General features: G+C 63.2%; 18 protein-coding genes. 9 read left to right on the forward strand and 9 right to left on the reverse strand.

Annotation, left to right across the window (positions count from 1 at the left end):
* The 3 genes from CAG34_RS06365 to CAG34_RS06375 form a co-directional block, all read right to left on the reverse strand.
* Positions 1-2,289, reverse strand: coding sequence for an ABC transporter permease subunit (locus tag CAG34_RS06365; RefSeq protein WP_085588835.1), 2,289 nt, complete (start codon positions 2,287-2,289; stop codon positions 1-3).
* Positions 2,290-2,428: 139 nt separating this feature from the next.
* On the reverse strand, positions 2,429-3,427 hold the full coding sequence (locus CAG34_RS06370; RefSeq protein ID WP_056793940.1) for a phosphate ABC transporter substrate-binding protein PstS: 999 nt from the start codon (positions 3,425-3,427) through the stop codon (positions 2,429-2,431).
* Between the two features lie 288 nt (positions 3,428-3,715).
* Positions 3,716-5,005, reverse strand: a complete 1,290-nt coding sequence (locus tag CAG34_RS06375) for an MFS transporter (protein WP_003258167.1) — start codon at positions 5,003-5,005, stop codon at positions 3,716-3,718.
* Between the two features lie 360 nt (positions 5,006-5,365).
* On the opposite strand from CAG34_RS06375, the gene CAG34_RS06380 reads away from it, so the two are divergent.
* Together CAG34_RS06380 and CAG34_RS06385 are read left to right on the forward strand one after the other, a co-directional pair.
* On the forward strand, positions 5,366-5,764 hold the full coding sequence (locus CAG34_RS06380) for an acyl-CoA thioesterase (RefSeq protein WP_003253317.1): 399 nt from the start codon (positions 5,366-5,368) through the stop codon (positions 5,762-5,764).
* Positions 5,765-5,835: 71 nt separating this feature from the next.
* Positions 5,836-6,732: a D-hexose-6-phosphate mutarotase gene (locus CAG34_RS06385; RefSeq protein ID WP_085588837.1), complete on the forward strand. Its 897-nt coding sequence runs from the start codon at positions 5,836-5,838 to the stop codon at positions 6,730-6,732.
* Between the two features lie 124 nt (positions 6,733-6,856).
* Here the strand turns inward: CAG34_RS06385 and CAG34_RS06390 are convergent, their stop codons facing one another.
* The 5 genes from CAG34_RS06390 to CAG34_RS06410 form a co-directional block, all read right to left on the reverse strand.
* Positions 6,857-7,390 carry a DUF3299 domain-containing protein gene (locus tag CAG34_RS06390; protein WP_177325774.1) on the reverse strand — a complete coding sequence of 178 codons (534 nt, stop codon included), beginning with the start codon at positions 7,388-7,390 and terminating at the stop codon, positions 6,857-6,859.
* 48 nt (positions 7,391-7,438) lie between these two features.
* A complete protein-coding gene (locus tag CAG34_RS06395; protein WP_012274863.1) occupies positions 7,439-7,684 on the reverse strand; it encodes a GlsB/YeaQ/YmgE family stress response membrane protein in 246 nt (81 codons plus the stop codon).
* A gap of 96 nt (positions 7,685-7,780) precedes the next feature.
* Positions 7,781-8,863 (reverse strand): 5-(carboxyamino)imidazole ribonucleotide synthase, encoded by a 1,083-nt coding sequence (locus CAG34_RS06400; protein ID WP_085588840.1) that lies wholly within the window; start codon positions 8,861-8,863, stop codon positions 7,781-7,783.
* A gap of 10 nt (positions 8,864-8,873) precedes the next feature.
* Entirely contained in the window at positions 8,874-9,365 is a 492-nt protein-coding gene (gene purE / locus CAG34_RS06405) for a 5-(carboxyamino)imidazole ribonucleotide mutase (RefSeq protein WP_003253304.1), read from the reverse strand.
* A 171-nt stretch (positions 9,366-9,536) separates the two neighbouring features.
* Positions 9,537-10,469: a LysR substrate-binding domain-containing protein gene (locus CAG34_RS06410; RefSeq protein WP_075046777.1), complete on the reverse strand. Its 933-nt coding sequence runs from the start codon at positions 10,467-10,469 to the stop codon at positions 9,537-9,539.
* Between the two features lie 182 nt (positions 10,470-10,651).
* Here CAG34_RS06410 and aspA point away from each other — a divergent pair, with 182 nt between their 5' ends.
* The 4 genes from aspA (at position 10,652) to CAG34_RS06435 (ending at position 15,719) form a co-directional block, all read left to right on the forward strand.
* Positions 10,652-12,076: an aspartate ammonia-lyase gene (aspA, locus tag CAG34_RS06415; RefSeq protein WP_003260072.1), complete on the forward strand. Its 1,425-nt coding sequence runs from the start codon at positions 10,652-10,654 to the stop codon at positions 12,074-12,076.
* A 272-nt stretch (positions 12,077-12,348) separates the two neighbouring features.
* Positions 12,349-13,341, forward strand: coding sequence for an AraC family transcriptional regulator (locus CAG34_RS06420; protein ID WP_085588842.1), 993 nt, complete (start codon positions 12,349-12,351; stop codon positions 13,339-13,341).
* A 231-nt stretch (positions 13,342-13,572) separates the two neighbouring features.
* Positions 13,573-14,616 (forward strand): histone deacetylase family protein, encoded by a 1,044-nt coding sequence (locus tag CAG34_RS06430; RefSeq protein ID WP_025341136.1) that lies wholly within the window; start codon positions 13,573-13,575, stop codon positions 14,614-14,616.
* On the forward strand, positions 14,616-15,719 hold the full coding sequence (locus CAG34_RS06435) for a polyamine ABC transporter substrate-binding protein (protein WP_085588846.1): 1,104 nt from the start codon (positions 14,616-14,618) through the stop codon (positions 15,717-15,719). The genes CAG34_RS06430 and CAG34_RS06435 overlap by 1 nt, the downstream gene beginning before the upstream one ends.
* Before the next feature lie 132 nt (positions 15,720-15,851).
* Here CAG34_RS06435 and CAG34_RS06440 read toward each other — a convergent pair whose 3' ends face one another.
* A complete protein-coding gene (locus CAG34_RS06440) occupies positions 15,852-17,396 on the reverse strand; it encodes a PLP-dependent aminotransferase family protein (protein ID WP_085588848.1) in 1,545 nt (514 codons plus the stop codon).
* Between the two features lie 90 nt (positions 17,397-17,486).
* Here CAG34_RS06440 and CAG34_RS06445 point away from each other — a divergent pair, with 90 nt between their 5' ends.
* Genes CAG34_RS06445 through CAG34_RS06455 form a run of 3 tightly spaced genes read left to right on the forward strand, consistent with a single transcriptional unit; the run spans position 17,487 to position 19,253 of the window.
* Positions 17,487-18,116 (forward strand): FMN-binding negative transcriptional regulator, encoded by a 630-nt coding sequence (locus CAG34_RS06445; protein WP_085588850.1) that lies wholly within the window; start codon positions 17,487-17,489, stop codon positions 18,114-18,116.
* An 11-nt stretch (positions 18,117-18,127) separates the two neighbouring features.
* Positions 18,128-18,574, forward strand: a complete 447-nt coding sequence (locus tag CAG34_RS06450) for a GNAT family N-acetyltransferase (protein WP_085588852.1) — start codon at positions 18,128-18,130, stop codon at positions 18,572-18,574.
* Between the two features lie 7 nt (positions 18,575-18,581).
* Positions 18,582-19,253: a GNAT family N-acetyltransferase gene (locus CAG34_RS06455; protein ID WP_085588854.1), complete on the forward strand. Its 672-nt coding sequence runs from the start codon at positions 18,582-18,584 to the stop codon at positions 19,251-19,253.
* Positions 19,254-19,282: the final 29 nt, after the last annotated feature.

Below are 19,282 nucleotides of genomic sequence, written 5' to 3' on the forward strand. Positions count from 1 at the left end.
TCAAAGCGACGAGTATTTCTTGCGCAGACGCTGGCGAATCAGCTCGGCCAAGGTGTTCATGATGAAAGTGAACATCAGCAGCACCAGTGCGGCCAGGAACAGCACGCGATAGTGGCTGCCGCCGACTTCCGACTCCGGCATTTCCACGGCCACGTTGGCGGCCAGGGTGCGCATGCCCTCGAACAGGTTCAGCTCCATCACCGGGGTGTTGCCGGTGGCCATCAGCACGATCATGGTCTCGCCCACCGCACGGCCCATGCCGATCATCAGCGCCGAGAAGATACCCGGGCTGGCGGTGAGGATGACCACGCGAGTCAGGGTCTGCCATGGCGTCGCTCCCAGGGCCAGGGAGCCCAGGGTCAGGCTGCGCGGCACGCTGAACACGGCGTCTTCGGCGATAGAGTAGATGTTCGGGATGACCGCGAAGCCCATGGCGATACCCACGACCAGGGCGTTGCGCTGGTCGTAGGTTATCCCCAGGTCGTTGGTGATCCACAGGCGCATGTCGCCGCCAAAGAACCAGTTCTCGAGGTGCGGGCTCATGGTCAGGGCGAACCAGCCGGTGAACAGGATGACCGGGATCAGGATCGCCGCTTCCCAGCCATCCGGGATACGCAGGCGGATCGACTCGGGCAGGCGAGTCCAGGCGAAGCCGGCCAGCAGGATACCGAGCGGCATCAGCAGGAACAGGCTGAACACGCCCGGCAGGTGGCCTTCCAGGTAGGGGGCGAGGAACAGGCCGGCGAAGAAGCCGAGGATCACGGTCGGCATCGCTTCCATCAGTTCGATCACCGGCTTGACCTTGCGGCGCATGCCAGGGGCCATGAAGTAGGCGGTGTAGATGGCCGCGGCAATCGCCAGCGGGGCCGCCAGGATCATGGCGTAGAACGCGGCCTTCAGGGTACCGAAGGTCAGCGGCGACAGGCTCAGCTTGGGCTCGAAGTCGGTGTTCGATGCGGTAGATTGCCAGACGTATTTCGGCTCGTCGTAGTTCTCGTACCACACCTTGCCCCACAGCGCGCTGAAGGAAATTTCCGGGTGCGGGTTGCGCAGGCTCAGTGGCAGCAGCTTGCCGCCTTCTTCGATGATGATGCGGTTGGCACGTGGCGAAAGGGCCAGGATGCCGGGGCCTTCGGCGGCCGGCTCGACCAGCAGGGTACGGTGCGCGGTGCTGTGGAACACGCCCAGCTCGCCTGCGGCGTCGAGGGCGACGAAGCCCTTGCGGCGCTCTTCAGCGTCGATCTGCACGACCGCGGCCTTGCCCATCTGGAAGGTGCGGATCAGCTTGAAGCGGGATTCGCCATCCGGGTCACGGGCCATGAACCACTGGGCCAGGCCGCCCTTGGAGTCGCCGATGATCAGCGAGATGCCGCCGACCAGCTGGGCGGTGGCGGTAATTTCGGTGTCGGCGCTTTCAGACAGCTTGTAGCGGCCGTTGAGGCTCTTGTCGCGCAGGTTGAACACGTCCGCGGTGGCGCGACCGTTGATCACGTACAGCCACTGCTGACGCGGGTCGATGAAGATGTTCTTCACCGTTTCGGTCATCTGCGGCAGTTCGATGCGGTTCTGCTCGGTGGTGACCTCTTCGGTCATCATGTTTTCGGTGCGGGTCAGCTCGACCACCTGCAGGTGCGCGCCGGTGGAACCGGCCATCAGCAGGGTGTCGCCATTGACGTTGACGCTGACATGCTCCAGCGCACGGCCCTGCTCGTCGAGCACGAACGGCTGCTCGCCGTACGGGTAGTCGATGCCGGGGGCGATGGTTTTCTTGTTGTCCGGGTAGGTGATCTTGTAGGTGTGGTGGAACACCAGCGCCTGGCCATTGGACAAGCCCAGCACCACCAGCGGGCTACCCGGCTGGTCGGCACTGATCGAAGTGACTTGGGTGCCTGCCGGCACTGGCAGGTCGAAACGCTTGAGCTCGTTACCGGTCTTGGTATCGAAGAACAGTGCCTGGCCCTTGTCCGAAACGCGCATGCCCACCAGGTTCTGCTCTTCAAGCGCGATCATCAGCGGCTTGCCGGCATCCTGTTGCAGCCAGGTCGGCTCCAGGGCTTTCTTGCTGGTCAGCTCGGCGCCCTGGAACAGCGGCAGCACCACATAGGCCAGATAGAAGAAGATCAGGGTGATCGCCGCCAATACGGCAAGCCCTCCCACCAGTACATACCAGCGGGTCAGGCGGTCCTTGAGCGCGCGCATGCGGCGCTTGCGTTGCAACTCCGGCGTATTGAAATCAATCCGCACGGGCTGGGAGTTTTGGGTCATGTTGGAGTTGGCCAGATCATTCATGCGCACACCCTAGCGGTCCCGTGTGACAAAAACATTACAAAGTGGTGACGCACGAAAGCCCGCCGCACAGGAAACCTGGCTTCGGACTGGAACTTCGTGGAAGAGGCCGGGCATCAGCGCCGGCCTCCCCTTCAGTTACTTACTTTTTTGCGACGTTACCTGCGTGGGACAGGCCCAGGTCAGCCAAGGTCTTGTCGACGACTTTGGCCGGCAGCGGGATGTAGCCATCCTTCACCACGACCTGCTGGCCAGCTTGCGACAGCACCAGCTTGACGAACTCGGCTTCCAGCGGGGCCAGAGGCTTGTTCGGGGCCTTGTTGACGTAGACGTACAGGAAGCGCGACAGCGGGTAGGTGCCGTTCAGGGCGTTGGTTTCGTTGTCTTCAACGAACTCGCCGCCTTCCTTCTTGGCCAGGGCCACAGTCTTGACGCTGGCGGTCTTGTAGCCGATGCCCGAGTAGCCGATGCCGTTCAGCGAGGAGCTGATCGACTGCACGACCGAAGCCGAGCCAGGCTGTTCGTTGACGTTAGGCTTGAAGTCGCCTTTGCACAGGGCTTCTTCCTTGAAGTAGCCGTAGGTGCCCGATACCGAGTTACGGCCGAACAGCTGTACTGGCTTGTTGGCCAGGTCGCCGGTCACGCCCAGGTCACCCCAGGTCTTGACGTCGGCTTTGCCACCGCACAGGCGGGTGGAAGAGAAGATGGCGTCGACCTGGGCCATGGTCAGGCCTTTGATCGGGTTGTCCTTGTGCACGAACACAGCCAGGGCGTCTACGGCGACCGGGATGGCGGTCGGTTTGTAGCCGTACTTCTGCTCGAAGGCCTGCAGCTCGACGTCCTTCATCTTGCGGCTCATCGGGCCGAGGTTGGCGGTGCCTTCGGTCAGCGCGGGTGGCGCGGTGGAGGAGCCGGCAGCCTGGATCTGGATGTTTACGTTCGGATATTCCTTCTTGTAGGCCTCGGCCCACAGAGTCATCAGGTTGGCGAGGGTGTCCGAACCGACGCTGGAGAGGTTGCCCGAAACACCGGTGGTCTTGGTGTAGGTCGGGATCGCAGGATCGACAGCGGCTACCGCGTTGGCGGTTGCAACGCCAGCGGCGGCAAAGGTGAGGGCCGCCATCAAACGCTTCAGTTTCATGCCTTGCTCCTAGCAGGAATATTGGGGTGTTGGATGGAACGGGCCCAAGTATCTGCAGGCCGCATGAATACGATATGACTTGAATATGACAATTGGATGAAAGGCCATCACTGAAGAGCGCACGCTTTCTCGCCACAGACGCCGATCTTTGTGGGAGCGGCCTTGTGTCGCGAAAGGGCTGCAAGGCAGCCCCGGTAATTCATGCTTCTGCGCTGAGCCCTTGGGGCCGCGCTGCGGCCCTTTCGCGACACAAGGCCGCTCCCACAATGACTGTGCCAGCCATGCCGATCAGCGCTTGTTGGCGAGCAGGTACAGGCCCACAACCAGACCAACGGCACACAGCCCCGCCACATAGTAGGCCGGCGCCATCGGGCTCACTTTCAGCAGCGCAGTCACCACCATCGGCGTCAGCCCGCCAAAGATTGCGTAGGCCACGTTGTACGAGAACGACAGCCCGCTGAAGCGCACCACTGCCGGGAATGCCTTGACCATCACATAAGGCACCGCACCGATCACACCCACGCACAGGCCGGTCACCGCATACAGCGGGAACAGCAGCTCGGGGCGCGTAGGCAGGCTGTGGTAGAAGGTCCAGGAGGTCGCCAGCAGCAACAGGCTGCCGATCACGAACACCCGGCCCGCGCCAAAGCGATCGGCCAGGCTGCCAGCGCCGATGCAGCCGAAGCTGAGCAGCACGATGGCCAGGCTGTTGGCCTTGAGCGAGTCGGTGGGACTGATGTGGTAGATGCTCTGCAGCAGCGCCGGAGTCATCAGGATGAGCACCACGATGGCGGCCGACAGCATCCAGGTCAGCAGCATCGACAGGATGATCGCACCGCGATGGTCACGCAGCACCGCGCGCAACGGCAGCTCCTCGGCCAGCGCCTTGCGCTGCTGCATCTCGGCGAACACCGGGGTTTCGTGCAGCCAACGGCGCAGGTACACCGAGAACAGGCCGAATACACCGCCGAGCAGGAACGGGATACGCCAGGCGTAATCGGCCACTTCCTGTGCGCTGTAGACGCTGTTGATCAGGGTCGCCACCAGCGAGCCAAGCAGGATGCCCGCGGTCAGGCCTGCGGTGAGGGTGCCGCAGGCGTAGCCGGTGTTGCGCTCTGGCACGTGCTCGGACACGAATACCCAGGCGCCCGGTACCTCGCCACCGATAGCCGCGCCCTGGATCACGCGCATCAGCAGCAACAGGATCGGCGCCCACATGCCGATCTGTGCATAGGTGGGCAGCAGGCCCATGATCAGCGTTGGCAGGGCCATCATGAAGATGCTCAGGGTGAACATCTTCTTGCGCCCGAGCAGGTCACCGAAGTGGGCCATGATGATGCCGCCCAGCGGCCGCGCCAGGTAACCGGCGGCAAAAATGCCGAAGGTTTGCATCAGGCGCAGCCATTCGGGCATGTCGGCGGGGAAGAACAGCTTGCCGACCACCGTGGCGAAGAACACGAAGATGATGAAGTCGTAGAACTCCAGCGCGCCGCCCAGGGCGGACAGTGAGAGAGTCTTGTAGTCACTGCGGGTCAGCGGCCGCGAGGGCTGCTCGATACTGCTCGGCACGGAAGTCATCGCTGATTGTTCTCTTTGTAGGCATGCAGGCCGCTTGGCACGCGGCTTCTGGATTGGGAGACAAGCGAAGATAGCAAATTGCCGAGCTGCGCCGAAAGCGATACAAAATCCCTACACATATTCATGAATGCACGGTCGTCGCTGGCCGTTATGCTCTATATACTGGCAGTTCGTAGGAAAAGGTTGCTGCTAGCGTGGGATGTTGTGCGAAAACGCCGGTCTTTATGTCAGGCGGTTTCGCAGAGTTTCCCTACGGCCGCTCAGTGAAACGAAATCGGCGTAGTATGTTTCAAGCTGAATCGTTTACCCGGCCTTTGCGCCACACCAACGAAAAGCGTCACGGGTCAGAGGCCCCATCGCATGATTGAGCTCGAACAAGAAGATCCAATCCCGCAAGGCGACCTGGCCTTGCAGATCACCGCACTGCCGCGCGAGACCAACGGGTTTGGCGACATCTTCGGCGGCTGGCTGGTCGCCCAGATGGACCTGGCCGGTACCGCCATGGCCAGCCGTGTCGCCGGCGGCCGCGTGGCCACCGTGGCCATCGACCGCATGGCCTTTCTGGTCCCGGTCGCCGTCGGCGCGCAGCTGTCGTTCTATACCCAGACCCTGGAAATCGGCCGCAGCTCGATCCAGATGATGGTCGAAGTGTGGAGCGACGACCCGCTGTCCAGCGAATGGCGCAAGGTCACCGAAGCAGTCTTCGTCTTCGTCGCCATCGACGGCAGTGGCCGCACCCGCTCCGTACCTCGTCGCTGAGCCACGCCGGCGGTAAACTCATTGCATGTGCCCGGGTCCAAGGCCCACTGGCAATCAATGAGATGAATGCAATGGCTACCTTCCAGGTCGTAACCGAGCAACATGGCGAACTCAACTGCTGGCGTATCAGCAGCGACCACGCCGAACTACTGATCGCCCAGCAGGGCGCGCAGATCCTCAGCTACCAGCGCGTTGGCCAGCCACCGCTGCTGTGGCTGAGCGACCAGGCCATCTTCCGTCAGGGCAAGTCGGTACGCGCCGGTGTGCCGGTGTGCTGGCCATGGTTCGGCAACCTGCAGCGCAACCCCCAGGCCGTGCAGGCCATGTACCACGGCAAACAGGCACCCGCCCACGGCCTGGCGCGCGCGCGCGACTGGCAATTGCTGGGTATCGAGGAAGTGGGCGAAGGCCTGCGCATCGAATTCGAACTGCCGGAAGCGCAGGGTGACCTGCCTGGCTGGCCTCATGACGTCGAGCTGAAGCTGGTAGTGGAGCTGGGCGAGGACCTGCAGCTGAACCTGACCAGCCGCAACATGGGCAATACCCCCGTCACCATCAGCCAGGCCCTGCACAGCTACTTCGCGGTCAGTGACGTGCGCCAGGCGCGGGTCGAAGGGGTGGAGGGGCTGAGCTATATCGAGACCCTGGCTGACTGGGAGCAGCGCCAGCAGAAGGGGCCGCTGGCGTTTGCCGGGGAGACTGACCGGATCTACCTGGCGACCCCGCAAACCCTGAGCATCGTCGACCCGCACTGGGAGCGGCGCATTACCTTGACCAGCAGCGGGTCGCGCTCGGCGGTGATCTGGAACCCTTGGACTGAACGGGCCAGGGAACTGCCGGACATGGCCGACGATGGGTGGCAGCGGATGCTGTGCATCGAGACGGCGAATGTGTGGGATGACCTGGTGGAATTGAAGCCTGGGAGCAGCAGCTCGCTGGGGGTCAGGATTGGCTGTGAAATGATCTGAGTCTTGCAGTGCCTATGCGGGCCCCTTCGCGGGCTTGCCCGCTCCCACAGGTACTCCACAAGCCTTGAAAATTGTGGAGTACCTGTGGGAGCGGGCAAGCCCGCGAAGAGGCCGGTGCAGGCAATCAGAGGTCTGCGTCCTCCACCACCCTCACCTTCCCGGCATCCAGCGCATAGGCCGCATCGGCCAGGTCATTGCTGACCTTCTCCACCTTCAGCTTGCCGCTGACCCACAGCGGTGTGTAGATATCATCGATCTTCAGGCCTTTCGGGTAGCGCACCAGTACCAGCTGGTTCGGTGGCGGTGGCGGCACATGGATGCACGCGCCCGGGTACGGCACCAGGAAGAACAGCGTGCTGTTGCCCTTGGCATCGCTCTCCAGCGGCACCGGGTAGCCGCCCAGGCGAATATCCTTGCCGTTCATGGCCGCCACGGTCTTGGTCGAGTACATCACCGCCGGCAGGCCCTTGCTCTGCTTCAGGCCGCCCTTGTCGGTAAAGGTGCCCATGGCTTCCGGCGAGTTGTGGTCGATATCGGGCATTTGCTCGAGCGCCTGCTGGTCCGACTTGGGCATCAGCTCCAGCCAGTCGGTTTCAGGCAGTTCGGCATGGGCCAGGGTGCTGGCCAACAGCAGTGGGGCGAGGAAAAAGGCACGCATGAAAATGCTCGGCAACTCGAATGAATTGCCGGGCATTCTAACCAGTATTCAGCGTTTCTTGATGAATCCGTAGATCACCAGAAGGATCACAGCACCGATCAGCGCGCCAAGGAAACCGGCAGCCTGCCCGGCCTGGTAGATACCCAGCGCCTGGCCGCCGTAGGTGGCCAGCAGGGAGCCGGCAATCCCCAGCAGGATGGTCATGATCCAGCCCATGCTGTCGTCGCCCGGCTTGATGAAGCGGGCCAGCAGGCCGACGATAAGGCCGATGAAGATGGTCCCAATGATACCCATGGCAATCCCTCTGCAGTGAAGATGGAACAAGCCAAAGCCTAGACAGCGCTTTGGCTTGTTGCCATTTCAGAGGGCAAGCCGCTGGTAGAAGTTCGATCAGTTGCCGATCAGGGCTTCTACTTCGGCAATCTTGCGCTCGAGGGTGGCCATGTCGTGGCAGCGCAGGGTGGCGTGGCCAACCTTGCGACCAACCTTGAAGGCCTTGCCGTAGTGGTGCAGGTGGCAGTCACCGATGGCAACCACCTTGTCCACCGCCGGCACTTCACCGATGAAGTTGAGCATCGCGCTCTCGCCGACCTTGGCAGTCGAGCCCAGCGGCAAGCCGGCGACGGCGCGCAGGTGGTTCTCGAACTGGCTGCACTCGGCGCCTTCGATGGTCCAGTGCCCGGAGTTGTGCACGCGCGGGGCGATTTCGTTGGCCTTCAGGCCGCCGTCGACTTCGAAGAACTCGAAGGCAATCACGCCCACATAGTCCAGTTGCTTGAGCACACGGCCCACGTAGTCTTCGGCCAGGGCCTGCAGCGGGTGCGCCTGGCTGGCGACCGACAGGCGCAGGATGCCGCTTTCGTGGGTGTTGTGCACCAGCGGGTAGAAGCGGGTTTCGCCATCACGGGCACGCACGGCCACCAGCGACACTTCGCCGGTGAACGGCACGAAGCCTTCCAGCAGGCAAGGTACGCTGCCCAGCTCGGCAAAGGTACCGACCACGTCCTCAGGCGTGCGCAGCACCTTCTGGCCCTTGCCGTCGTAACCCAGGGTGCGGGTTTTCAGCACGGCCGGCAGGCCGATGCTGGCCACCGCGGCGTCCAGGTCGGCCTGCGAGAGGATGTCGGCGAAGGCCGGGGTAGGGATACCCAGGTCGCGGAACATGCTCTTCTCGAACAGGCGGTCACGGGCGATGCGCAGCGCTTCGGCGCTGGGGTACACCGGCACGAACTGCGAGAGGAAGGCCACGGTCTCGGCCGGGACGCTTTCGAACTCGAAGGTGACCAGGTCGACTTCGTCGGCCAGCTGGCGCAGGTGGTCCTGGTCGCCGTAGTCGGCACGCAGGTGCTCGCCCAGCGGCGCAGCGCAGGCGTCCGGCGCCGGGTCGAGGAAGGCGAAGTTCATGCCCAGCGGGGTACCCGCCAGGGCCAGCATGCGGCCCAGCTGGCCGCCACCGATTACACCGATCTTCATGGGTTGAGCCTCAAGCCTGGCGCGGGTCTGGGTTGTCCAGCACGGTGTCGGTCTGTTCCGTGCGGAACTGCTTGAGCGCCGCGTGGTACTGCGGGTACTTGGCGCCGAGGATGCTGGCCGACAGCAGCGCGGCGTTGACCGCACCGGCACGACCGATGGCCAGGGTGGCAACCGGCACGCCGGCTGGCATCTGCACGATCGACAGCAGCGAATCGACACCCGACAGCATCGACGATTGCACGGGCACGCCCAGCACCGGCAGGTGGGTCTTGGCGGCACACATGCCTGGCAGGTGGGCTGCGCCACCGGCACCGGCGATGATCACCTCGATGCCACGGCCCTCAGCCTCCTCGGCATACTGGAACAGCAGATCCGGGGTACGGTGGGCGGAAACCACCTTCACCTCGTAGGGAATGCCGAGTTTTTCCAGCATATCGGCGGTGTGGCTAAGGGTGGACCAATCGGACTTGGAGCCCATGATCACGCCAACCAGTGCACTCATCGTCGAGCCTCTTCGCTTGTGCGCCCTTGGGCGCGTCAAAAAACAACAAGCCACGCGGGACGACCGGCGTGGCTTGTTTGCTGATCAGGACCGGACGCATCCGGTCGAAAGGCCGCGCAGTATACCGTAAGGTGGTGCGTTTAAGGCACCCCGGCGACCAACTGTCGCCCCTTATTTTTCGGGGCTTTGACTGACTTTTGGGTCAACCATCGCCGCCCCCTCGAGCTTGCGCCACAACAGCCTCACATTGGCCTTGCGCACCAGGGCGCAGCGGTACAGGCGGATTTCCAGCGGCACGTGCCACTGGCTGCCGCCACAGATCGCCAGTTCGCCCCGTTCCAGTTCGCCACGCATCGACAGGCGCGGCACCCAGGCGATGCCCATGCCTTCCAGCGCCATGCTCTTCAGACTGTCGGCCATGGCGGTTTCATAGACGGTGGTATAGCGCAGGTTGCGCTGACGCAGCAGCAAATTGACCGAGCGACCGAGGAAGGCGCCGGCGGTATAGGCCAGCAGCGGCACGCTGCCCTCGCCTTCCAGGTCGAACAACGGCTTGCCCTCGGCATCCACGGCGCATACCGGCAACATTTCAGTGGTGCCCATGTGCAGCGACGGGAAGATCTCGGCATCCATCTGCAGGGCGGCATCCGGGTCATAGAAGGCAAGCATCAGGTCGCAGCCACCTTCGCGTAATGCATGCACGGCATCTCCGACGTTGGTCGCAACCAGGCGGGTGGCGATGTTCAACCCGTCGTTGCGCAACTGGGCCACCCAACGCGGGAAAAAGCCCGATGCCAGGGAGTGTGCCGCGGCCACCTGCACCACTTCACCCTGCCCGCCTTCCAGATGATGCAAGTGGCGGAGAATTTCGCTCAACTGGTCGACAACAGTACGCGCCGTGACGAGAAACAGCTGGCCGGCCTCTGTCAGTTCGATCGGCGTACGGGAACGATTCACCAATTGCAGGCCCAAGGCTGCTTCCAGGCTGCGAATGCGCCGGCTGAAGGCCGGTTGGGTGACGAAACGCCGCTCTGCCGCCTGGGAAAAACTGCGGGTGGCGGCCAGCGCGCTGAAGTCTTCCAGCCATTTGCTTTCAAGGTTCACGAAGCACATCTCCTGGCGTGCACCAAAATGGAACACGCTCGAATGTCAATTGGCGTCACATGAAACACTATGCCGTTTGTGCATAGGTTAGCGTGCAACAGCATTGGCCGCAAAATCACCTTCAGGCCTAGGATTGGCGCCATTCCGGCATGTGCCGGGTCAAAATCGAGATGATATACATCATGTCCTCCGCTGCATCGTTCCGCGTCGAAAAAGATTTGTTGGGTACCCTTGAAGTTCCTGCAGATGCCTACTACGGCATCCAGACCCTGCGCGCTGCCAACAACTTCCACCTCTCCGGTGTTCCGCTGTCGCACTACCCGAAGCTGGTCGTGGCCCTGGCCATGGTCAAGCAGGCTGCTGCCGACGCCAACCGTGAGCTGGGCCACCTGAGCGATGCCAAGCACGCTGCCATCACCGCAGCCTGCGCCCGCCTGATCAAAGGCGATTACCACGACCAGTTCGTGGTGGACATGATCCAGGGCGGTGCTGGTACTTCTACCAACATGAACGCCAACGAAGTCATCGCCAACGTCGCGCTGGAGGCCATGGGCCACCAGAAGGGTGAGTACCAGTACCTGCACCCGAACAACGATGTGAACATGGCGCAGTCGACCAACGACGCCTACCCGACCGCCATCCGTCTGGGCCTGCTGCTGGGCCACGACGCCCTGCTGGCCAGCCTCGACAGCCTGATCCAGGCCTTCGCTGCCAAAGGTAAGGAATTCGACCACGTACTGAAGATGGGCCGTACCCAGCTGCAGGACGCCGTACCGATGACCCTGGGCCAGGAATTCCGTGCCTTCGCCACCACCATGACCGAAGACCTGCAGCGCCTGCGCTCGCTGGCCCCGGAACTGCTGACCGAAATCAACCTGGGCGGTACCGCCATCGGCACCGGCATCAACGCCGACCCTGGCTACCAGGCCCTGGCCGTACAGCGCCTGGCTGCCATCAGCGGCCAGCCGCTGGTACCGGCTGCCGACCTGATCGAAGCCACCTCCGACATGGGCGCCTTCGTGCTGTTCTCCGGCATGCTCAAGCGTACCGCCGTCAAGCTGTCGAAGATCTGCAACGACCTGCGCCTGCTGTCCAGCGGCCCGCGCACCGGCATCAACGAGATCAACCTGCCAGCGCGCCAGCCAGGCAGCTCGATCATGCCAGGCAAGGTCAACCCGGTTATCCCGGAAGCCGTCAACCAGGTGGCCTTCGCCATCATGGGCAACGACCTGGCCCTGACCGTCGCCGCCGAAGGTGGCCAGCTGCAGCTGAACGTTATGGAGCCGCTGATCGCCTACAAGATCTTCGACTCGATCCGCCTGCTGCAACGCGCCATGGACATGCTGCGCGAGCACTGCATCGTCGGCATCACCGCCAACGAACAGCGCTGCCGTGAACTGGTCGAGCACTCGATCGGCCTGGTCACCGCCCTGAACCCGTACATCGGCTACGAAAACGCCACCCGTATCGCCCGCGTTGCCCTGGAAACCGGCCGCGGCGTACTGGAACTGGTGCGCGAAGAGAAGCTGCTGGACGACGCGATGCTCGACGACATCCTGCGTCCGGAAAACATGATCGCTCCCCGTCTGGTTCCGCTGAAGGCGTAATCAGGCCGCTGTAAACAGTCTCACCAGGTCGAGGGACTAGACACCTCTCAACCTTTCCAAGGCCCGAGCCTATGCTTCGGGCCTTTTTTTTGCCTGAAGGATTTGGGGCTGCTTTGCAGTCCATCGCGACGCAAGGCCGCTCCTGCAAGAGCCCTGCGTACACCGGCCAATGTGGGAGCGGCCTTGTGTCGCGACAGGGCCGCAGAGCGGCCCCCGAACATCGGCACACAACTTGCTCCATAATGCGTCCCAGCCCAACGGGATTACCCAGCATGCTGCACAGCCACCTGACCACCCTCAACGCGGTTTCGCTGATCCTCAACGTCTTCCAGGCAGATGGTTGCGACGCGTCGGCGCTGCTGGCCGGCAGCGGCATCGGCCCGGCAGACCTGGGCCATGCCGATGCGCGCATCACTACCCAGCAGGAACTGCAGGTGTGCGCCAACGCCGTTGCCCGGCGCGAGGATATCGGCCTGGAACTGGGCCGGCGCATGCATGTGTCGTGCTACGGCATGCTCGGTTACGCTCTGCTCTCCAGTGCCACTTTGGGTGACGCCTTGCGCCTGGCACTGCAGTATCCGGCACTGCTGGGAACAGTCTTCAAGCTGCGTTTGCTCGACGACGGCCAGCGCGTCTGGTTCAGCGCCAGCGACTACCACGACAGCCCGACGCTGACTGCCTTCAACGCCGAGTTCTGCCTGGTGTCGCTGAAGGTCATCTGCGACGACCTGCTCGGCCGCCCGCTGCCCCTGCTGGCAGCCCGTTTCGAACACCCACGGCCCGGTTACCACGCACTCTATGCCGGGGCATTCCAGTGCCCGGTCGGTTTTGACGCCGAGGACAATGCCTTTGCCTTCGAACAGCGCTGGCTGGACACGCCACTGCCGCTGGCCGACCCGATTACCCACAAGGCCATGAGCGAACGCTGCCGGCGCCTGAATCTGGAATTCACCGGCCGCCAGGCCTGGCTGGGGCGGATTCGCCAACTGCTGGCGCAGCAACTGGATGCAGCGCCCGGGCTGGAAGGGCTGGCGCGGCAGATGAACTGCTCATCGCGCACCCTGCGCCGGCATTTGCAGGCGTTGGGCAGCAGTTATCAACAGCTGCTGGATGAACTGAGGTTCGAGCGGGCCAAACAATTGCTGGCTGATGAGCAGATGCCGATCTATCGGATTGCCGAGTGCCTGGGGTTCAGCGAGACCGCCAGTTTTCGGCATGCCTTCCAGCGTTGGAGTGGCGTCGCGCCCAGCCATTTTCGCGGTTGACCTGTACCGGCCCTTTCGCGGGTGAACCCGCTCCCACAGGTTCTGCACACACTCAGGTGCAACACTGTACCTGTGGGAGCGGGTTCACCCGCGAAAGGGCCAGTACAGGCCACCAACAAATCCAGCCAAAGAGCTTGGCCATATCGATCCCCTTTTGGCCACTTGCGTCGTTCTCCCCCACTGGCCCGCCCATGAGAATGGGCCCACGCCAGTACCCACCGGAGAACAACAATGCTGACGATCTATTCCGATGACCACCGCCTGCACCACGGCCGCTGCGAGCTGATCGACGGCAAGCTGATGCCCTGTTTCGAAATGCCGTCACGCGCCGACCATGTGCTCGACCAGGTAAAAAAGCGCAACCTCGGCGACATCCAGGGCCCCACCGACTTCGGGCGCGCACCGTTGCTGCGTATCCACAGTGCCGGCTACCTGGACTTCTTCGAAGGCGCCTGGGCGCGCTGGGCCGCACTGGGCCAGGAAGGCGACCTGCTGCCGTTCACCTGGCCCGCACGCACCCTGCGCCAGGTAAAGCCCACCGGCCTGCACGGTGAGCTGGGCTACTACAGCTTCGATGCCGGCGCACCGATCACCGCCGGCACCTGGCAGGCCGCCTACAGCGCCGCCCAGGTTGCCCTCACCGCGCAGGCGGCGATCCAGCAAGGCGCCCATTCCGCCTTCGCCCTGTGCCGCCCGCCAGGGCACCATGCCGCCGGCGAAGTCATGGGCGGCTATTGCTACCTGAACAACGCCGCCATCGCCGCCCAGGCCTTCCTCGACCAGGGCCGGCGCAAGGTCGCCATCCTCGACGTCGACTACCACCACGGCAACGGCACCCAGGACATCTTCTACAACCGCAACGATGTGTTCTTCGCCTCGATCCATGGCGACCCGCGCGACGAGTTCCCGTTCTTCCTCGGCTATGCCGATGAAACCGGCGAGGGTGCCGGTGAAGGCTGCAACATCAACTACCCTCTGCCAGCCGGCAGCGACTGGGCCGCCTGGAGCGCTGCGCTGGAGGACGCCTGCCAGCGCATCGCCGCCTATGACGCCGATGTGCTGGTGATCTCGCTGGGCGTGGATACCTTCAAGGACGACCCGATCTCGCAGTTCAAGCTGGACAGCCCGGACTACCTGGAAATGGGCAAGCGCATCGCCCAGCTCGGCAAGCCGACCCTGTTCGTGATGGAAGGCGGCTACGCTGTGGAAGAAATCGGTATCAACGCGGTCAATGTGCTGGAAGGCTTCCAGCACGCCCAGCCAGGAGCCCGGTAATGGTCCGACTCAAGCGTCTGCTCGCCCCGTTCATCGCCGCTACCCTGTTCACCGGTGCCCTGCACGCCCAGGCCGAACAGCGCACCCTGCGGGTGTACAACTGGTTCGACTACATCACTCCGCAAACCCTCACCGAATTTCAGAAAGACAGCGGGGTAAAGCTGGTCTACGACATCTTCGACACCAACGAGGCGCTGGAAGCCAAGCTGCTGACCGGCAACTCCGGGTATGACGTGGTAGTGCCGTCCAACGTGTTCCTCGCCAAGCAGATCGAAGCGGGGGTGTTCCAGCCACTGGACCGCAGCAAGCTGCCGAACTGGCAGCACCTGGACCCGGCGCTGATGAAGCTGATCGAGGCCAACGACCCCGGCAACAAATTTGCCGTGCCTTACATGTACGGCACCGTGCTGATCGGCTTCAACCCGGCCAAGGTCAAGGCTGCGCTCGGCGACAACGCCCCGGTGGACAGCTGGGACCTTATCTTCAAGGAAGAGAACATCGCCAAGCTCAAGCAGTGCGGCGTGGCCCTGCTCGACTCGCCGTCGGAGATCATGCCGCTGGCGTTGCAGTACCTGGGCTTGCCACCGAACAGCGACAAACCGGCTGATTACAAGAAAGCTGAAGCGCTGATGCTGAAGATCCGCCCGCACATCACCTACTTCCATTCCTCGAAATACATGGCCGACATCGCCAACGGCGATATCTGCGTGGCAGTGGGCTACAGCGGCAGCTTCTCGCAGGCCGCCAACCGCGCTATCGAGGCGAAGAATGGCGTAGTGGTGGACATGCGCCTGCCCAAGGAAGGTGCACCGATCTGGTTCGACATGCTGGCGATTCCGAAGAACGCGGCCAACCCGGAAGATGCCCACGCGTTCATCAACTACCTGCTGCGGCCCGAGGTGATTGCGCCGATCAGTGACTTTGTCGGGTACCCGAACCCGAACAAGGATGCGACCGACAAGGTGAGCCCGGCGATTCGCAACAACCCCAACCTGTATCCGACGGCGGAGGCGATGGCCAAGCTGTATACCCTCAAGCCCCTGGCGCGGGATGCCGAACGGGCTCGGACCAGGGCCTGGACGCGGATCAAGTCCGGTACCTGATTTAGAGCCGGGGGCTGCTTTGCAGCCCAATCGCCGGCAAGCCAGCTCCCACAGGATCTCCACTGATTTCGAGGCAGATGCTGTACCTGTGGGAGCTGGCTTGCCGGCGATTGGGCCGCCCAGCGGCCCTACTCACTTCCTCCAGGCCTTGCGCAAGCGCATCAAAGCCTCGGCAATCTCCCCCTCCGGCACCGCTGCAAACCCCAGCACCAGTCCCGCGCGCTTATCCACAGGCTGCTCGCTGTCCGCCAGCCAGAAATTGCTCAGCGGCGTCACCTCCACCCCCACCGCTTCAGCCTTGGCCACCAGCTCCTGCTCCCGCGCAAAGTTATCCACATCGACCTTCACATGCAGCCCGGCCGCCACCTCCGGCATGCCGCCCAAACCCGGAATATCCACAGGCCAGCCCGCCTTCAGCACATTGCGCCGGCTCAACGCCGCCTTGCGCATGCGCCGGATATGCCGCTGAAAGTGCCCCCTGGCCATGAACTCGGCCATCACGCACTGGCTACTGACCTCCGAATGCCGCACCGCCAGCGCCCTGCCCTGGCTGAACGCCTGCGCCAGTTGCGGCGGCAGTACCAGGTAGCCCAGGCGCAACGCCGGAAAGGCGATCTTGCCGAAGGTACCGACGTACAGTACCCGCCCGTGCCGGTCGAGCGCCGCTAGCGGGGCCAAGGGCGCACCGCTGTAGCGGTACTCGCCGTCGTAGTCGTCTTCGATGATCCAGCCTTCGCTGCGCTCGGCCCAGGCAAGCAGTTCCAGGCGTCGCGCCAGGCTCATGGTCACCCCGGTCGGGTACTGGTGAGCTGGCGTGACATAGGCCAGCCGGCAATCTGTCAGTTGCCCGAGCCGGCGACAGTCCATGCCATCCTCGTCCACCGGCACGCCACACAACCTGCCACCGGCCAGCGCAAAGGCATGCCCCGCTGCGCGGTAACCCGGGTTTTCCACAGCCACACCGTCGCCTGGCTGCAACAGCAACTGTGCACAAAGGCTGATGGCCTGCTGCGCACCACTGGTGATCACAATTTGTTCAGCAGTACAACTCAGCCCACGGGAGCGACGCAGGTAGGCCGCGATCAGCTCACGCAGCAGTGGCTCGCCTGCCGGGTCACCATAACCCAACTGCGCCGGAGCCGGGTTGCGCCAGAAACCCGCCTGCAGCTTGGCCCAGACGTCGAACGGGAACAGGTCGAACGCCGGAATACCGACGCGAAAAGCACGCGGTGCACCACTTCTTGGGGGCGGCAGATGGTTACTTTTCAGGCGCTGCAAAGGCTCGCTGGAACAGCGCTTGCTGGATAAATCCTCAGTGTTTTCTGAGGAAAATGTGGATAAGTCTGTTGATAACCCCCGGGATAACCCTGTGGATACTTGTGTGGATAGTTTTGCAGCGGAGAGTTTCGGTAACTGACTGACATAGGTGCCGTCGCCTACCCGGCTTTCGATGTAGCCCTCGGCATATAGCTGGTCATAGGCCCGCACCACGCTGTTGCGTGACAGCGCCAGCATGGCGGCCAGATCACGAGTGGCCGGTAGCCGCGTGCCACTGCTCAGACGCCCGTCCAGCACCCGCGCACGTAGCGCCTGGTACAGCTGCTGGCTGAGCCCGCGGCGGCGATCGAGGGCGATTCCGGCAGGGTCGAAAGGCAACACTAGGGGGCGCTCGCTCACGGTATTGGACCTATAAAAACAGCTGTTAATGGCTCTTACTATGAACCAATAGCCTGCCTAGGATGGAGCCATCGCACAAGGAAACCGAGCATGTACAACAGCAAACCCCATCAGGAACACGACCTCGGGCGCCTGCACCAGCACATGCTCGACACCCGCCTGGCCATCCTGGTCAGCAAGGGCGAACAAGGCCTGCTGGCCACGCACCTGCCCGTGCTGGTCGATATCGCCGAAGGCGAATTCGGCACCGTCTATGCCCACCTGGCGAGGGCCAACCCCCAGTGGCACGACCTGAAGCAAGGTGGTGAAGCCCTGCTGGTGTTCCCCGGCGCCGATGCCTATGTCAGCCCCGGTTACTACCCGAGCAAGGCCGACAACCCCAAGGTGGTGCCAACCTGGAACTACCTGGCCGTGCACGCCTATGGCCCGGCCGAAGTGATTCACGAAGCCGAGCCATTGCTGGCCATTGTCAGCCGCCTGACCGAGCGCCACGAACAAGGCCGCAGCGAACCGTGGAACGTCACCGATGCCCCGCGTGACTACCTCGATGGCATGCTCCGCGCCATCGTCGGCATCCGCCTGCCCATCGCCCGCTTGCAAGGTGCGCGCAAGCTCAGCCAGAACCGCTCTGAGCAAGACATTGCCGGCGTGCGTGAAGGCCTGAGCGCCAGCCCCGATTACCTGGATAACCAACTCGCGGCGCACATGCGCCAACTCTGAAGGAATAGCCCATGTCCAGCGTTACCCTGCGTCCTGTCACCACCCAAGACCATGCTGCCTGGCTCGCCCTGTGGCAGGCCTACTTGCACTTCTATGAGTCCGAATTGACCGAAGAGGTCAACCTCAGCACCTGGCAACGCCTGCTCGACCCGAACGAACCGACCCATTCGGCCCTTGCCTGGGTCGATGGCAAGGCAGTGGGCATGGTCAACTTCATCTACCATCGTTCCAACTGGAGCATCGGGAACGCCTGCTACCTGCAGGACCTGTACGTGGACAGCACACAGCGCGGCCTGGGCATCGGCCGCCAGCTGATCGAGCACGTCTACGCCAAAGCCAAGGCCGACAACTGCGCCAAGGTGCACTGGCTGACCCATGAGACCAACGCCACCGCCATCAGCCTGTACCAACAGGTTGCCGAGCGCTCGGGCTTCATCCAATTCCGCAAAGAGTTCTAAGCCGAACATGACCGACGCATTGAACTGGAAACCCGCCGCAGCTCCCCAGGCCGAGCCCATCGACGGCCGCTTCATCCGCCTGGAAAAGCTCGACCCGGCGCGCCATGGCGACGATCTCTGGGAGGTGCTGCAAGGCCCGGCGGCCGACCCGGTGCTGTGGGACTACCTGCCCTATGGCCCGTTCACCGAACGTGCCGCCTTCGACCGTTGGCTGGAAGGCAACGCCGCTGGCCGCGACCCGCTGTTCTACACCGTCATCGACCGCGCCAGCGGCCAGGCCCAGGGCATCCTGAGCCTGATGTCGATCGTGCCCGACCACGGCCGCATCGAAATCGGCCACATCGCCTTCGGCGCTGCCATGCAGCGTACGCCCAAGGGCACCGAGGCGGTGTATTTGCTGGGCAAGCTGGGCTTCGAGCTGGGCAACCGCCGGCTGGAGTGGAAGTGCAACAACGCCAACGCACGCTCCAAGCGTGCGGCGGAGCGGTTTGGCTTTGTGTTCGAGGGGGTTTTCCGCAAGCACCTGGTGGTGAAGGATCACAACCGGGATACGGCGTGGTATTCGATTACCGATGATGAGTGGCCGGCGCTGGCGACCGCGTTCGAGCGCTGGTTGAGTGAAGAGAACCAGCGGCCGCAAGGCCAGGTGCGGACACTTGAGGACTGCCGTAGGGGGTGAACGGCATAACCGATCACGGGCCGGCAGGC

The organism is Pseudomonas sp. B14(2017), from assembly GCF_002113255.1.
GTDB lineage: Bacteria > Pseudomonadota > Gammaproteobacteria > Pseudomonadales > Pseudomonadaceae > Aquipseudomonas > Aquipseudomonas putida_Z.

What these genes read in the sequence shown, in the direction of transcription:
- CAG34_RS06365 (WP_085588835.1), bottom strand. Translation starts at nt 2,289, where the DNA reads ATGAATGATCTGGCCAACTCCAACATGACCCAAAACTCCCAGCCCGTG.
- CAG34_RS06370 (WP_056793940.1), bottom strand. Translation starts at nt 3,427, where the DNA reads ATGAAACTGAAGCGTTTGATGGCGGCCCTCACCTTTGCCGCCGCTGGC.
- CAG34_RS06375 (WP_003258167.1), bottom strand. Translation starts at nt 5,005, where the DNA reads ATGACTTCCGTGCCGAGCAGTATCGAGCAGCCCTCGCGGCCGCTGACC.
- CAG34_RS06380 (WP_003253317.1), top strand. Translation starts at nt 5,366, where the DNA reads ATGATTGAGCTCGAACAAGAAGATCCAATCCCGCAAGGCGACCTGGCC.
- CAG34_RS06385 (WP_085588837.1), top strand. Translation starts at nt 5,836, where the DNA reads ATGGCTACCTTCCAGGTCGTAACCGAGCAACATGGCGAACTCAACTGC.
- CAG34_RS06390 (WP_177325774.1), bottom strand. Translation starts at nt 7,390, where the DNA reads ATGCGTGCCTTTTTCCTCGCCCCACTGCTGTTGGCCAGCACCCTGGCC.
- CAG34_RS06395 (WP_012274863.1), bottom strand. Translation starts at nt 7,684, where the DNA reads ATGGGTATCATTGGGACCATCTTCATCGGCCTTATCGTCGGCCTGCTG.
- CAG34_RS06400 (WP_085588840.1), bottom strand. Translation starts at nt 8,863, where the DNA reads ATGAAGATCGGTGTAATCGGTGGCGGCCAGCTGGGCCGCATGCTGGCC.
- purE (WP_003253304.1), bottom strand. Translation starts at nt 9,365, where the DNA reads ATGAGTGCACTGGTTGGCGTGATCATGGGCTCCAAGTCCGATTGGTCC.
- aspA (WP_003260072.1), top strand. Translation starts at nt 10,652, where the DNA reads ATGTCCTCCGCTGCATCGTTCCGCGTCGAAAAAGATTTGTTGGGTACC.
- CAG34_RS06420 (WP_085588842.1), top strand. Translation starts at nt 12,349, where the DNA reads ATGCTGCACAGCCACCTGACCACCCTCAACGCGGTTTCGCTGATCCTC.
- CAG34_RS06430 (WP_025341136.1), top strand. Translation starts at nt 13,573, where the DNA reads ATGCTGACGATCTATTCCGATGACCACCGCCTGCACCACGGCCGCTGC.
- CAG34_RS06435 (WP_085588846.1), top strand. Translation starts at nt 14,616, where the DNA reads ATGGTCCGACTCAAGCGTCTGCTCGCCCCGTTCATCGCCGCTACCCTG.
- CAG34_RS06445 (WP_085588850.1), top strand. Translation starts at nt 17,487, where the DNA reads ATGTACAACAGCAAACCCCATCAGGAACACGACCTCGGGCGCCTGCAC.
- CAG34_RS06450 (WP_085588852.1), top strand. Translation starts at nt 18,128, where the DNA reads ATGTCCAGCGTTACCCTGCGTCCTGTCACCACCCAAGACCATGCTGCC.
- CAG34_RS06455 (WP_085588854.1), top strand. Translation starts at nt 18,582, where the DNA reads ATGACCGACGCATTGAACTGGAAACCCGCCGCAGCTCCCCAGGCCGAG.